This is a genomic window from Alteromonas sp. HB246098 (assembly GCF_054890645.1).
In genome coordinates this window covers 1354575-1369876 of sequence record NZ_JBTZUG010000001.1, presented here as the reverse complement: position 1 = coordinate 1369876, position 15302 = coordinate 1354575, and the positions used below count along the sequence as shown (strand labels likewise).

The window sequence follows — 15302 nt, the reverse complement described above, 5'->3', positions numbered from 1 at the left end:
GTCTTCTTTACGCATCTCAACGTTTAATTTTTATAGGCGGTGATATTTAAGTAAGATGAAAAAATTGAGCGATCACCGCCAAAAAAAACCGGTAAAACAATAACCATAATCTAAAGGTGAACTATGTCTTTTTTTAAAATCCGAGGATTACAGCAAATGAGTAAGCGGCATTGTGGGGCGTTGACGCTATTTAGTCTTGCTACACTGGTGCTGTCTTCCCCTGTGATTGCAAATTCTCAGTCGGATGAAGCTACCCCAGAGAAAAGTGCCTTTTTCCAATCGGAAGATATTTTTAACCTTGAATACGTGAGTGAAGTTCAGGTATCTCCAAACGGTAAACATATCGCCTATGTGCGCCGTTCAAACGACATCATGTCAGACAGTAGCCGGGCAAATGTCTGGCTAGCGTCGGTTGATGGCAAGTCAAACCGCCCCTTACTATCGTCGAAAAAAAGTTACTATTCTATTCGCTGGTCACCAGACGGTAGCCGATTGGCTTACCTTTCTAATGAAGAAGGCAAACCGCAATTGTATGTACGCTGGATGGATACAGGGCAAACAGCGTTAGTTACCAATGTTACTTCAAGTCCCAGTAACATTACGTGGTCACCTGACGGTAAATACATTGCTTTCACCATGAGTGTAGATGCCAAGGAAAAGCCGCTAGACGTTAAAATGCCTAAAAAGCCAGACGGTGCAAAGTGGTCTCCTAGCTTTGAATATATCACTAAGGCGCGTTACCAAGCAGATGGCAAAGGTGTGCTCGACCCGGCCTATACTCATATCTTTATTGTCCCTTCAGACGGAGGCACGGCAAGGCAGTTAACCTCGGGTAATTATCATCATAAGGGGCGTTTAAGTTTTGCGCCGAACGGTAAGAAGATTTATTTCTCTGCTAATCGCAGTGATAACTGGGAGTATGAACCCCTTGAGGCTGATATATTTTCTGTTGATATGAAGGGAGATATTGAACAGTTGACGCAGGCTAAAGGGCGAGAATCGTCACCTATTGTATCGCCGGACGGAAAGCATATTGCTTATGCGTATCGTGACGACGAAAAAGTGATGTACAAAAATAGCTATTTGTATGTAATGAATAGCGACGGCTCTGAACAAAGAAATATAACCAAAGACATTGATAACTCGGTGTCTAATTTTTACTGGAAAGACAACAAACGTATCTACTTTCAACAATCAGTTCGTGGTCTAGTACAAGTTAATACAGTGTCTCTGTCGGGCAGAGTGAAAACAGTGGCTAGTGGATTAGGTGGCACTACACTTGGTCGACCTTATGTGTTTGGTACTTATCATGCGGTAGGCGATGTCGTCGCTTACACCAAAGGGCGTACAGACCGTCCTGCAGATTTGTTTGTCACTACAAAAAACGAACGACAACTTACGGCACTTAATGAAGACGTTTTAGGACACAAACAATTAGGTGAAGTTAAGGAAATAGTCTATCAATCTTCTATTGATGGCGAAGAAATACAAGGTTGGTACATCCTGCCGCCTAACTATGACAGCTCGAAAACCTATCCGCTAATTTTAGAAATTCACGGCGGACCTAATCTCGCTTATGGCCCTGTCTTTACCGCTGAGCTACAGCGCATGGCAGCCGAGGGCTATGTGGTGTTTTATGATAATCACAGAGGCAGTACGGGTTATGGTGAGCGCTTTGCACTGCTACTTCAGGGGAAATATAGCTCTGAGTACGACTTTGCCGACCATATGTCTGGAGTAGACGCGCTGATTGAAAAAGGCATTGCCGATCCAGAACGTTTATTTATAACGGGTGGCTCAGCAGGTGGTATTGCATCAGCCTATGCCATTGGACTTACAAACCGTTTTAAAGCAGCCGTGGTTGCAAAACCCGTTATTAATTGGTTATCGAAGGTATTGACTGCCGATTCGGGCCTGTACCAGATACCTTTCCAATTCCCTGGCAAGCCTTGGGATAACGTAGAGCACTATTGGAAGCGCTCGCCATTATCGCTCGTGGGCAATGTAACTACCCCCACTATGTTGATTACTGGAGTGGAAGATAAACGCACGCCAATGTCCGAAACTGAGCAGTTCTATCAAGCGTTAAAACTTCAAAAGGTTGATAGTGTACTGGTGAAAGTACCCGGCTCACCTCATGGTATTGCCTCTAAACCTTCTAGAATGATTGGTAAAGTGGAAAACATTTTGGCGTGGTTTAAAAAATACGACAGCGCGCACTTTGATGATGCCAAAGCCAAAGCCGAGTAACTAAATCAACGTTTAGAAACGTTAGTTTCGCAAGGCTAGAGATAAATGGGGCTACTGTTCCGATTCAATCGGTTCAAGGCCCCATTTTTATAATTCGAGCCTAACGTTTTTGTCATTCTACAGTGGGATGTAACTGCGAAATATCCGGTACAACCGTAAGTTTTAGATCGAGCGCCTTCCAGTAGTGGCTTTCTCTTAACAAGTCTGCAGAGATAATAGGTTTTTCATCTAACCAGCCTTCTGGAAAAGTAATGACCAGCTCGTTCTTTTCTACGTTAACAACGAGAGCAGGTAAAAAGCCCTCTTGGCGTTTAATATTAAGCAGTACACCCAAACGAAGTAACGCAATTAAATGTTTTACCGACTGCTCGTCGAAAAGGTTGAACGTAGGGAGTTCATTAGTACGGATTTTCTTTCTATGAAAACGCACGAGTGTAGCGAGCAACAACTGTTGTTCTTGCGTAAACCCAGGCATGTCCACGTTGCCAAGAATATAGGCACTGTGTTTTTGAATACCCCGAGAGTTAATTTGCATGCCTACTTCATGAAGTAAAGCAGCCCAACCAAGCATACTTTTAAAGTCACGCCCTTTAAGTTTCCATTCTTTTTCAACATCATCGAAAAGTGACAGCGTTGTGTTAAGCACCATGGTGGCTTGGGTTGTATCTACATCGTAACGGGTTGCCAAGCTACTTGCTGTTCTGCCGCGTATATCAGCGTGATGAAGCTCATCTTCCATCTGATAGAGCACACCTTCTCGCAAGGCGGCAGGCGAATAAACCAAGCCTTCAATTTCTAGCGCTCTGAAAACAGCAATAAGAATAGCGAGGCCGCCGGCAATAACAACACGACGATCTTCACTTAAATCTGGATAGCTTAATTTGTCTATATGGCCTGCGCTTATGAATTGCTTCATTAAATTGCGCAAACTTTTAAGCGTTACCGGAATATCGTGGCCATTAGGTCTGTCTTGTTGACAAAGAGTGAACAGCGAACGAATAGTACCTGACGTACCAATACATTGAACCCAGCCAAGTCTGCGATACTTATTGTCAATTAACTCAAGTTCTTGTTGCGCTGCCGTGATAGCGCGGTTGAACGCTTTAGATTTTAGCTCTCCATTTGCAAAAAAGCGTTTGGTATAGCTAACACACCCCATTTGAAGGCTGCGGCAAAGCAAAGGCGTAAACCCTTCGCCAATAACAAATTCCGTTGAACCACCGCCAATATCAACTACCAGCTGTTGACCGTCTGCATGATTAGTATGGGCTACGCCAGAGTAAATAAGACGCGCTTCTTCTACACCAGAAATCACCTCTATAGGGTAGGGGAGGATGTCTCGTGCTGCGCTAATAAAGTCCCGGGCGTTACGGGCCTTACGCAGTGTGTGAGTGGCAACGATTCTAACCGAGTCAGGCTCAAAGCCTTTCAGACTTTCTGCCACTACCTTAAGCATAGCTAGCCCGCGCTCCATTGCCTCATCAGACAACAGGTCGTCTTCGTTGAGCCCTTCGGCCAAGCGAACTTTTTGTTTAACTCTATGCAAAATTTGCACAGACCCAGCAACAATACGTGCTACTACTAAGTGAAAACTATTCGAGCCAATATCGAGTGCTGCGACTTTACTGACTTCGCGGGTTTCCACGTCATTAAAAACTGATTCGTGCTGGGTCATGTACTAATTTTATATCCTACATAGTGTCTTCTAGCTTCTTCAAATAGTCATATATTTCTATTTGCGAGCGAAGTTTTTTGCGATTTCCCCTCGCAACGTACTTGTTGCTCTGATCCTTGTCAATCACTCGAGCTTTCAGGGTATCTTTAAATTGTAGTTCCATTATATCAACAATGCGCTGTTGAAGACCTTTATCGTAAACCGGGCATCCAACTTCTATGCGGTTGTCCATGTTTCGGGTCATCCAATCAGCAGATGAGATATACACTTTTCTCTCGCCGCCGCCTTCAAAAATCATCACGCGAGGGTGTTCAAGGAATCTATCAACGATAGAGATGATTTCGATGTTTTCACTTATGCCTTTTATTCCGGGATTAAGTGAGCACATACCACGCACAATACCGCGGATCTTTACCCCGGCTTGGCTTGCGCGATATAAATCATCAATAAGTTCTTTATCAACAAGATTGTTAATCTTAAAAGTGATTTGGGCATCTTGGCCCTGATTCAGATGTTGAATTTCTTGACGAATTAACGACTGAATTTTGGTTCTGGCATTTAAAGGTGATATTTGTAGGTGCTGGAATTTATAACGCCGGTAAGGGTATTGAATAAGATCGAATACCGCCACCCCTTCATTAGCCAACTCTTGGTTGCGGGTGAATAAGCTGTAATCGGTATAAATTTTCGCGGTTTTCTCGTTGAAGTTACCCGTACCGAAATGGGCATAGTTCACCAAACTGCCCCGTTCTTCGCGAGTCACAATGCACAGCTTGGAGTGAATTTTTAGGGTGGGCACACCAAGCACTACACGAATGCCCGCATCTGTCATGCGCTTAGACCATTCAATGTTTGCTTCTTCGTCAAAGCGCGCGCGAAGCTCTACGACTACGGTTACTTTTTTACCGTTATCTACCGCGTCAATTAACGAGTTTATTATGCGCGAATTACTCGCCACCCGATAAATATTAATGCGTATGGTTTTAACGTTCGGGTCGAAAGCGGCCTGACGCACGAACTCAGTAAAGTGAAGGAAGCGGTGATACGGATAATACAACAGAATGTCCCGTGCGGTTATCGCATCAAATACCGTGTTGTGTTTAGAAAATGCCTTGCTGTCGATAGCGGGGAGCGGTGCGTGTTCAAGATAATCCCGCCCCACATTTGGAAAACCTATGAAGTCTTTAAAGTTGCGATAGTGCCCTGCAGCGTGCATGGTATCGAGCTTGGTAATTTTAAGGCGCTTGCGAAGATCTGTCTGCATATCTTCTGGCATGTCAGTGTCGTAGATAACACGCACAGGCTCAGCAATGAGACGCTGCTTCATGCTTTCTGACATTTTTTCAACGAAACTTTCGTCAATTTCTTCGTTAATCGAGTATTCCGCGTCGCGGGTCATTTTAAATGAGAAAGCTTCAATTTCGTCAAATTTCACAAAACCGCGGAAAATATCTTCAATGCACAGCTGAATCATGTCATCGAGCATAACAATGCTCTTTTTCTTACGGCTCTTTTGCGGAGGGATCAGCATAAAGCGCGACATCTCAGAAGTGGGAACTTGAATAACGGCGAATTTAGGGTTGCGTTCTTTTCTACGTAACGCAACGTACAAATAGACAGAGTTTCCGTTTAAACGGCTTAGTAGATCTGTCTTCTTATCAATAAGAATAGGCGCAATATGGCGCAATGCTTTGTTGATAAAATAATTGCGTACCCACTGCTTCTGATAATCGTCTAAGTCATCTTTACGCAGGATATGAATATTGTAGCGGGCAAGGGTTTTGACGACGTCTTTATGGATTTGGTCAAATTTTTCAGAAAGCTGTACTACTTTCTTTTGTATTTGCGCCATAAGTTCGGTGAGGCGCTCTGCTTCTTCTTCGTTCCCGTCGTTTTGCGCAATAGTGATAAGGCGTTTAACATCCGCCGCGCGTACCCGATAAAATTCATCAAGGTTATTAGAGTAAATACCAAGAAAGCGAATGCGTTCTATTGCAGGGTTATTCTTATCCGCGGCTTCTTGCAATACACGCTCGTTAAACGATAGCCAGCTTAGCTCTTTGGGATAATATAAAACGTCGTTATCCATAATGTCTCAATTCACGTTCATAAAAATGGTCAAAGACTGCCACCAGTCAGTGACACTACTGTGACAACACGTATCCCGGCACTGAAGCCTACGTAATACGCTGCGGTGATTCCGTTACCTATGGGCATGATTCTGAGACACTGCGGTAGTCCCTCGCGCATTCATACCCCTATATTTATCGCGTTGCGGTAATATCTACGACTAAGTCGTTAGCTAACGACTCTAGTGCATCTTGTAATGCGCCGTCGTCGAAGTCTTCCGTTACCGCAATTTCAGCTTTTGCTTTGAAAATCAGGCTACCCCAGTTAGGCGCGCTTTCACAATGAGAAGCAAAAGTGAGAATATTTAAGTTAAACTGGTTAAGTACGGATGTTAGTTCCTGAACAATACCTGTCTTGTCATTGCCCATTACATCTACGGTTAGCTTAGTTGTGTTGTTATTTTTATTGCTTGCAACAGCAACAGATTGAACAGACAAGTCTTTGATGGCGTCTAGCGAATCTACTAAACCTTGCTTATTTTCATCGGCAACATGTACTTCTACAAAGCCGGTAAACATACCCGCCATATGCGCAAAGCTTGACCCTTGCCAGTTGCCTTCATGCTTATATACACACTTAGCGAGTGCGTCTACCAAACCAGGCTTGTCTTTACCCATGATGCTGATAACCAGTGATTGCATGCAAAGCTCCTTATTGGGCGTGTAGAGAAAAACTTTGATCGTCTTCCTGTAGGGTAATACCATAAGCGCCGAGTAGGTTGCGCGAAGGTAATGCTATAAACTTTTGCTTGCTATTAGCATAACAAAACTTACACTGCTCACCAGTGCAATTTAGGGTTATTCTTCTTAAAAAAGAAGAATTTCGAAAATAAAAATGACTAAACAGCCCCATGACTTTCGACAGCAACAGCACAAACAGAAAACGCCAGCGTAGAGATAGTTGGTCGCGCTATGTAGTGACGGGCTTTGGCGGCCTTGTTTTGTTGACCCTGGTTATTCTTATTACCCATCTCATTAGCCAAGCGCTTCCCCTAGCTTACACTCCTACCTTATATCATCAGTTAAGTGTTGAAACACCAGACAATGAAAAGGTGATAAGTGCAGGTGACATTATCAATAGCCAGCCTATGCTGGTTAGAAAATCAGACTGTCGATTAGGTCTTAAATTGCTCCAAGGCAAGGATCTGGTAAGTAACCACGAATATATTCGTCCATGCGAACATAGATTGTCGGCTCACAGCGTGATGGGGGAGAACTATATTGTCGACGTTTCTCCCAACGCGCAGGTACGGGTCTTACCGGTAAGGTCTTTTAACCTGTCAGGCAGTAAGGCAGTGGATATCGCCACTAATGCACCCCAAACAGCCCTATCGAATAGCATTACGTTCGCGCTTCCCAAAGATGAGTGGGATAAGCGCAGTAGCTGGAGCATGGCATTGTCTTCAAAGTGGGCTGTAGCCTCTATCGCTCAAGACGACAGCTTTTTCATTCGTTGGGTAAATCGGCATCGCCCTACGCAGGTGATAGATAAACGTTTTTACAATATAGACAGACTAGTATTGTTACCTGGCAGCGAGAGTGTGTTGCTTCAAGTAGATGACGCCCTTTACCTTAACCGGCTTAATGATAAAGGCGCTTTACTGCTTCCTATCGCGGGAGGCATATCCGGGTCATTAGATGAAACAATTATTTTTCCTTTAGCTAAAGACCGCACCTTCTTCCTAATGGATTCAGAAAATCAAACATTGACCCGCTGGGTGCTCAGTAAAAGTGAAAAAGGTCTCACCTTTGAGCAAACTTATCAGATAGCAGTTCCGGGTGAAAAAGTAAAAGCGGTAACAGAGCACGCCAGTATGAACTTAGTGGCCGTGCTAACTGACAAAGCACGTGTATTGCTAGTAAATAGGGTGTCTGGCGATGTGGTGGCTTCTCAACAAATAGAACGCACCGCTGATAATATCATTTGGTATGGAAATAAGCTTTACAGCTACTCTGACAACACCTTGTCGGTGTGGGAGGGCAAGCATTTAAGTGGTATTACTACGTGGGCATCGCTTTTTGAACCTCAGCACTACGAGGGATATGAAACGGAAGAAACTGTATGGCAAACTACCAGTGCCTCTGACTTTCAAGAGGCAAAATTCAGCTTAACCCCACTTTTAATAGGCAGTATCAAAGCGTCTCTTTTAGCACTGCTTATAGCGATACCTGTTGCTATCGGCGCTGCAATTTACACCGCGTTTTTCGCTAAAAACCGATTGCGCAACATTGTTAAACCTGCCATCGAGCTGCTTGAAGCTATTCCCAGTGTTCTTATCGGTTTTATCGCGGCCATTTGGTTATCACCAAAGGCTGAGCAGTTTTTATTCTCTTTTGCATTTTTTCTTATTGTTATTCCCTTCGTACTTATCGCGGTTGCTTTAGTGCAGCGCCCCGTTGCAGAACATTTACCAAAGAAGTTTAGGCATGGTGCAGAGCTGTTTTTTGCGATCAGTGGCGTGTTCCTTTTAGGTTTTGTCAGTGTGGAATATGCGCCATCGCTCATCTTTTCGCTGATGGGGGTTGATGGTTTTACGTTGCTAGCGGCAGAATCAGATAGTCCTATTGGAAAAACGACCATAGTGGTAGCCCTAGCGTTGGGGGTAGCTATTTCACCCAGTATTTACTCGCTAGCTGAAGATGCCATCAATGGCGTGCCTAACGACTTAAAACATGCTTCATTCGCATTGGGAGCGACCCGGCTACAAACTTTGCTGTATGTTGTTCTACATGTTGCCCTACCAGGTATTGTTGCCGCAATAATGTTAGGCTTCGGGCGCGCGTTTGGCGAAACTATGATAGTACTTATGGTAACGGGGAATACGCCAATCTCCAGCTGGGGCCTTATAGAAGGTTTGCGAGCACTCACTGCTAACTTGGCAATTGAACTTCCTGAGGCTGATGTTTCATCAGCGCATTACCAGATTTTATTCTTCACGGCGTGCATTTTGTTTGTGTTTACCTTCGTAGTAAATACCATAGCAGAGCTATTGCGACAACGTATAAGAAGAAGGGCGTACTATGGCTAATCAAGCATCTTTTGGATTAAATCCAGTCCAACGTCAATCGCTAGTCATTAGTTTAACCGCCTTTTTCACTAGTCTATTGCTGATCGCGCTCGTAAGTGTACTTATACTGATCAGTTTTCGCGGTACCGCCTATTTTTGGCCAGAGCCTATTTACACGGTAAAGGGCGAATATCAAGACGGCTCCACGTTCTCAGTACTTGCAAACCTCTTTGATGAGCCATCAAATAACGACATTACCCTTAAGTATTCTGATGCTCAGCATCCTTATGGTTTTCAAATTCAGTTATCCCGCGGCCAGGTAAGTGATACGCGACTTGCGAAAGAGAGCGCTGAAATTAAGCTGATAGATGGTAGGCGTATTTTAGCGGTACCTGAATATATCGTTGTACCGTCTAAGCCACCGCAAACCCTAGATAATATTGATGCAGTAATAGAAGAAGTAGCACAGATTAGTGCACAAATTGAAGCGCTCAATACTCGTCACCTTGCGCCTATACATGAAGCGCTATCACAGTTTGATAAACGTAACGTAGTAGAAGATGCGCCGGCAAGAGAGCGCTTAGTTGCTTCATTTAATGAATACCAAAAACGAGTAGAGGCGCTGGAAAGAACACGCGCTGAATATACCTTGCTGGTGAGTTTTGCAGACGGTGCGCCCTTTGTTATCCCCATTTCAAGCATTCAAGATGTGGATTTCGTAAGCCGTTTGAGTACATTCGAAAAATGGCAGGTAGTGTTTTCAGAAATTGGGGTGTTTCTTACCGATTCTCCTAAGCAAGCTAATACTTCTGGCGGCGTATTTCCCGCCTTGTTTGGCACTGTCCTCATGGTTTTTTTAATGACCATAATTGTAACGCCTTTTGGGGTGCTAGCCGCTATTTACCTAAGTGAGTATGCGCCCAATACCGCGCTAACTACCATTATTCGTGTGAGCGTAAGTAATATGGCGGGGGTACCTTCGATAGTATACGGGGTATTCGGACTTGGTTTCTTCGTTTATACCCTAGGTGGCAGTATTGATGAGCTATTGTTTAGCGAAACACTACCCGCGCCAACCATGGGCAGTCCAGGTGTGTTTTGGGCGGCGTTGACCATGGCAATTTTAACTTTGCCTGTGGTTATTGTTGCTACAGAAGAAGGCTTACGCCGTGTACCAGAAGGGTTGAAAGCAGGCAGCTACGCATTAGGTGCAACTAAAATTGAAACCATAGTGCGTACCGTTTTGCCTATTGCGTCTCCTGGCATTATGACTGGCGTAATTTTAGCTATTGCAAGGGCGGCAGGAGAAGTTGCACCTTTAATGCTTGTAGGGGCGGTTAAGTTTGCGCCAACGCTGCCCATAGACGGTGAATTCCCTTATCTTCATCTTGATAGACAGTTTATGCATTTGGGCGTGCTTATTTATGACGGTGCTTTCCACAGCCAAACCGATGGGAAAAGTGCAAGTATGATGTTTGCTGCCTGCTTGCTTTTACTCGTCGTGGTCTTTGTATTAAACATACTGGCAGTGGTACTTAGAGCGCGTCTGCGCAAACGCTATATCAAAGGATAATACAGGTTTTATTACATGTTGAAGTTGTTTGAACACAATACGCTAAACGTTAATGATATTAGTGAAGCACAAACTGCAGTTGAGGTGAAAAACCTCAACTTATGGTTTGGTAATAAGCATGTGTTAAATGACATCAGCATGCGAATACCCAAAAACAAAATTACGGCGTTAATTGGTCAAAGTGGTTGCGGCAAATCAACGCTAATAAGTTGTTTTAATCGCCTTAACGACTTGTATGACGGCTGTAAGTATGAGGGCGAAATTATAATAGACGGTCGAAATATCAATAGCCGTAAAGTAAACGTATCACGCCTTAGATCTAATGTAGGTATGGTATTTCAGCGCCCGAACCCATTCCCTATGAGCATTTATGAAAACGTGTGTTACGGGCTCAAGCTTCAAGGGGTGAAGGTTCGCCGACACTTAGACGATGCTGTTGAAGGCGCATTAAAACAAGCTGCATTGTGGGATGAAGTAAAAGATCGCTTATTTGAATCTGCCCATGTTCTATCTGGCGGACAGCAGCAGCGCTTAGTGATTGCCAGAGCGTTGGCGTTAAAACCTGACATACTTCTGCTAGATGAGCCCACGTCAGCGCTTGACCCCTTAACCACACTCTTTATTGAAGAGCTGATGGACTCGCTAAAAAAGCAGTGCACCATTATTATTGTTACGCACAACATGCAACAAGCAGCGCGGGTAAGCGACTATACCGCCTTTTTCCATCAGGGCAGGCTAATAGAGTATGCCGACAGTGACACTCTGTTTACTATGCCGGTTAAAAAGCAAACCGAAGACTACATTACGGGTCGATATGGATAATCAGAAATGAGTGTTTGTTCATATACGGAATTTTGCATCAATACTGTGTTTCAACGCAGCTCTTTTGACTGCTTTGAGGGCAAAGGGATTTGTGAGATCGATCAAACGGGAATTATTAGCACTTTAATCAAATGCTACTTACCAAGCTTAAGCCGCGAGGAGACATTGCCATGCGACAAGTAGCCTTAAATACGCACATCTCAGGTACGTTTAATATTGAGTTAGAAAACTTGCGTAACTCGGTATTGACCATGGGCGGTGAAGTTGAACAGCAGCTGGTGGATACCTTAAAAGCGGTAAAGCACAACCATGCCGCACTGGCTGAGAAAGTGGTGTTAAATGATTTAAAAATTAACTCCATGGAAATTCAAATTGACGAAGAGTGCTTGCGCATTATTGCCAAGCGTCATCCTACCGCAAGCGATCTGCGTTTAATTATGACCATTTCAAAAGCCATAACCGATATAGAAAGAATGGGTGATGAGATTGAACGTATTGCCAAATTAGTAACGCGCAATAAGCTGCCAAGCTCAGATACCATTAAAAGCAGCATGTTGCTTATTGGTGAGAGGGTAGCGGCTATGATGCGTGGCACATTCGACGCCTTTGCCCGCCAGGATGAAGCAGCGGCACTAGAAGTGTACGACCAAGACAACCGCATTGACAGTGAGTATAAGCGGTTATTGTCCTACACCACGTCAGAAATGCAGAAAAGCACAGACGATATGCAGGATTGGCTGGATGTTTTATGGGCAATGCGTTCGTTAGAACGCATTGGGGATAGATGTAAAAACGTGTGCGAATATGTGGTTTATCTTACTCGCGGCACCGATGTAAGGCATACGCCGCTGGAAAACATGCAGCAAAAACTGGAAGATTTGACGTAATCCTGTCCAAATGGTCAGTGTTATTTTGCGTGTCAGTATCTAAATATGAATGTTTGCGAAATTTATTTGTCATAAAACTGCAATATTTGGTGAATTTATCATCGCATTCAAATAATTCCGTATACTTTTATCGTTTTTCAGTGATTTTCGCTATGGCTTCTATGATGATTACGTTATCATGCGCCGCAGCCAAGAACAGATCGTGCAAAATTTAATCGAACCTTATGATAAAACACAATTTGTCTTTAACTTCTTTCTCTAACCCTTGGGGTGAAGAGATCATGCTACTTACTCAAGTAGCGTCCAGCCTAAATCGCGTTTAGATCGGGAGCGATTATCCGTGGAATTTTTTGAAAGTTATGGCCTAATTCTTATAATCCTTGCCGCCGGCGTTGGTTTCGTCATGGCATGGGGTATTGGAGCGAATGACGTTGCCAACGCAATGGGTACGTCAGTGGGTTCTAAAGCTTTAACCATAAAACAAGCCATTATCATTGCAATGATATTTGAGTTTGCTGGCGCCTACCTAGCAGGTGGCGAAGTAACGTCTACCATTCGAAAAGGGATTATCGACTCAACCTTTTTTATAGACATACCTGAATACCTAGTATTAGGCATGATCTCGTCACTACTTGCGGCTGGAATATGGCTAGCGGTAGCGTCTTGGTTGGGATGGCCTGTATCTACAACGCACTCTATTATTGGTGCCATCATCGGCTTTACGGCAACTGGCGTCAGTATGGACGCAGTGGCGTGGGATAAAGTGGGTGGTATTGTAGGTAGTTGGGTAGTAACACCGGCTATATCGGGCATCATTGCTTACCTTATCTTTATGAGCGCTCACAAGCTCATCTTCCAAACCGCTTCTCCGTTTGCCAATGCCAAGCGTTATGTGCCGTTTTATATGGCATTAGCGGGCTTTGTCATGTCCCTTGTCACTATTAAGAAGGGGCTTAAGCACGTAGGTTTAGAACTTAGCGCTGTCAACGGTTATTTGCTAGCAATTGGCATAGCTGTAGCACTGGGTTTCTTGGGTAAATGGTTTATAGGCCGTATGAAATTCAGCGGTTCTGAAGATGCAGACTTACAGGCAGCAAACGTTGAAAAAGTATTTGCTCTGCTCATGGTAGTAACTGCGTGCTGTATGGCATTCGCCCACGGCTCTAATGATGTAGCTAACGCAATTGGTCCTCTTGCGGCTGTAGTAAGTGTTGTTACCAGTGGCGGCGAGATTAACTCAAGTGCCACATTGGCTTGGTGGATTTTACCACTAGGCGGTCTAGGGATTGTTGCAGGTCTTGCGTTATTTGGTCATCGCGTTATTAAAACCATCGGCCAAGGTATCACACACTTAACGCCAAGCCGTGGCTTCGCCGCAGAACTTGCCGCAGCGTGTACGGTAGTTATTGCATCAGGTACTGGTTTGCCTATTTCAACTACGCAAACGTTAGTGGGTGCAGTTTTAGGTGTAGGTTTGGCACGTGGTGTATCTGCACTGAACCTAGGTATTGTTAGGAATATCGTTGTGTCTTGGATTGTGACCTTGCCAGCAGGTGCCCTACTTTCAATTATCTTCTTCTTTATATTGAAAGCAGCGTTTGGCGTAGCTTAGTAAGCTCACCTGATTGTTACATGCAAAAAGGCCGCGCTTTAATGAAGCGCGGCCTTTTTAGTTTAAATCGATAGTTAATTAACCGTATCAATCTCGTGAGATTGGCGATTCAAATCCTCTTGGTTTAACACCTACCACAGCACACTTTAACTGGTGAATAGTTTCTTCGGCAGTATCACCCATGATGTAGCCGGGCACGCCAAGGCGCGATACTGTGCCCATAACAATTACATCGGTATCTAGCGATGTGGTTGTAGCTGCAATTTCTCGACGGGGGTAACCGTGCACAATATGGTTCTTGGGCTGTAAGTATTCCCAGACATTGTCGTCGAGTTCATCAGAAAGTTCAGAAAGTAGCTTCTCTAATTCCTGTTCACGCTCAGCGTGAATTTTCGCTAGATCAGTTTCCATTCTGTCGTTATCGACGGTAATAAAGCCATCTCTGGCTATATTTTCCGGTACCGCATCAAATACGTGAACAATATGCAGCTGGGCAAATTCTAATAAGGCTATTTGGCTAGCGTGTCGCAGTATATCGCGGTTAAGGTCGCGTCTTATTGAAACTTCGTGTTTCGGGTAATGATAGTTAAGATCTAGTGCGGCTACTACGTTCTTGTATTGGCTGCGAGGCTTGTGGTTTATCACCCACAAAGGGCAGGGGCATTTGCGAAACAGCTGCATATCTAAACTGCCAAACAGTTTATCTAAAAAGCTTTCTTCTGCTCGCTTTATGACTAAGTCGATATTGTTATTCATTACATAGCGAACGATATCAATTAACGGGTGCCCCACCGTTACTGCTGTTGACACTTCATATTGTTTACTCCAGCTTTCAGCCTGCTGCTTCAACCAAAGCTGAGCCTGAGTTTCCATGGTTTGCTGAGAGTCCACGTAAGAGAATGACTCCATGACCATACTCGCATTAGGTGGAAGTGATTCGAGAGATAGCATAATGGTAAGCGAGGCTTGGTGAGCTTTGGCGATATGCAGTGCTTGAGCAACTGTGTCATCTTGACGATGTGAGTCGCTCAACACACATAAAATGTTTTTATAATGTCCTTTCATACTGCCCTCAATAGTGGTTCGCTTAATTGATTGAATGATACAAGAGCGGGTCTTACTTCGCTGTAAAAATATGTGGTAATTAACGCACTTCTTTAATCCTAACGTTACTTATAGGGGCTTTCCAGTTGGGAATGGCAAATTCTTAAAAGCTTCTTATAGAAGGAAGCAGACAAGCTAATATACAAACGCGTTCTTAAATAATAACTTGTAAGTGTGGTTAACCGTAAGCAACAGCCCTAGGCTGTATTTAATCTTTATGTTAGATTAATCCAATATTTTTT

At 44.0% G+C, this 15302-nt stretch carries 10 protein-coding genes; 6 read left to right on the top strand and 4 right to left on the bottom strand.

Annotated elements, in window-relative coordinates:
• Positions 1–123 precede the first annotated feature (123 nt).
• Positions 124–2250, top strand: coding sequence for a prolyl oligopeptidase family serine peptidase (locus ACYTPF_RS05850; RefSeq protein WP_461851497.1), 2127 nt, complete (start codon positions 124–126; stop codon positions 2248–2250).
• A gap of 112 nt (positions 2251–2362) precedes the next feature.
• Here ACYTPF_RS05850 and ppx read toward each other — a convergent pair whose 3' ends face one another.
• The 3 genes from ppx to ACYTPF_RS05835 form a co-directional block, all read right to left on the bottom strand.
• Positions 2363–3925 (bottom strand): exopolyphosphatase, encoded by a 1563-nt coding sequence (gene ppx, locus ACYTPF_RS05845; RefSeq protein WP_461851496.1) that lies wholly within the window; start codon positions 3923–3925, stop codon positions 2363–2365.
• Positions 3926–3941: 16 nt separating this feature from the next.
• Positions 3942–6014, bottom strand: a complete 2073-nt coding sequence (ppk1, locus tag ACYTPF_RS05840) for a polyphosphate kinase 1 (protein WP_179982479.1) — start codon at positions 6012–6014, stop codon at positions 3942–3944.
• A gap of 175 nt (positions 6015–6189) precedes the next feature.
• The gene (locus ACYTPF_RS05835; RefSeq protein WP_179982480.1) at positions 6190–6696 is read right to left on the bottom strand and encodes a glycine cleavage system transcriptional repressor; all 507 of its coding nucleotides are present in this window, start codon (positions 6694–6696) and stop codon (positions 6190–6192) included.
• Between the two features lie 209 nt (positions 6697–6905).
• Here ACYTPF_RS05835 and ACYTPF_RS05830 point away from each other — a divergent pair, with 209 nt between their 5' ends.
• The 5 genes from ACYTPF_RS05830 (at position 6906) to ACYTPF_RS05810 (ending at position 13956) form a co-directional block, all read left to right on the top strand.
• Positions 6906–9083 (top strand): ABC transporter permease subunit, encoded by a 2178-nt coding sequence (locus ACYTPF_RS05830; protein ID WP_461851495.1) that lies wholly within the window; start codon positions 6906–6908, stop codon positions 9081–9083.
• Positions 9076–10635 (top strand): phosphate ABC transporter permease PstA, encoded by a 1560-nt coding sequence (gene pstA / locus ACYTPF_RS05825; RefSeq protein ID WP_461851494.1) that lies wholly within the window; start codon positions 9076–9078, stop codon positions 10633–10635. Before ACYTPF_RS05830 ends, pstA begins: the two co-directional genes overlap by 8 nt.
• Positions 10636–10650: 15 nt before the next feature.
• Positions 10651–11457: a phosphate ABC transporter ATP-binding protein PstB gene (gene pstB, locus ACYTPF_RS05820; protein ID WP_179982483.1), complete on the top strand. Its 807-nt coding sequence runs from the start codon at positions 10651–10653 to the stop codon at positions 11455–11457.
• 170 nt (positions 11458–11627) lie between these two features.
• Positions 11628–12344, top strand: coding sequence for a phosphate signaling complex protein PhoU (gene phoU, locus ACYTPF_RS05815; RefSeq protein ID WP_014948403.1), 717 nt, complete (start codon positions 11628–11630; stop codon positions 12342–12344).
• Positions 12345–12684: 340 nt separating this feature from the next.
• Positions 12685–13956 carry an inorganic phosphate transporter gene (locus ACYTPF_RS05810; RefSeq protein WP_334057181.1) on the top strand — a complete coding sequence of 424 codons (1272 nt, stop codon included), beginning with the start codon at positions 12685–12687 and terminating at the stop codon, positions 13954–13956.
• An 87-nt stretch (positions 13957–14043) separates the two neighbouring features.
• On the opposite strand, the gene ACYTPF_RS05805 is transcribed toward ACYTPF_RS05810, so the two are convergent.
• The gene (locus ACYTPF_RS05805; protein WP_461851493.1) at positions 14044–15021 is read right to left on the bottom strand and encodes a universal stress protein; all 978 of its coding nucleotides are present in this window, start codon (positions 15019–15021) and stop codon (positions 14044–14046) included.
• Positions 15022–15302: the final 281 nt, after the last annotated feature.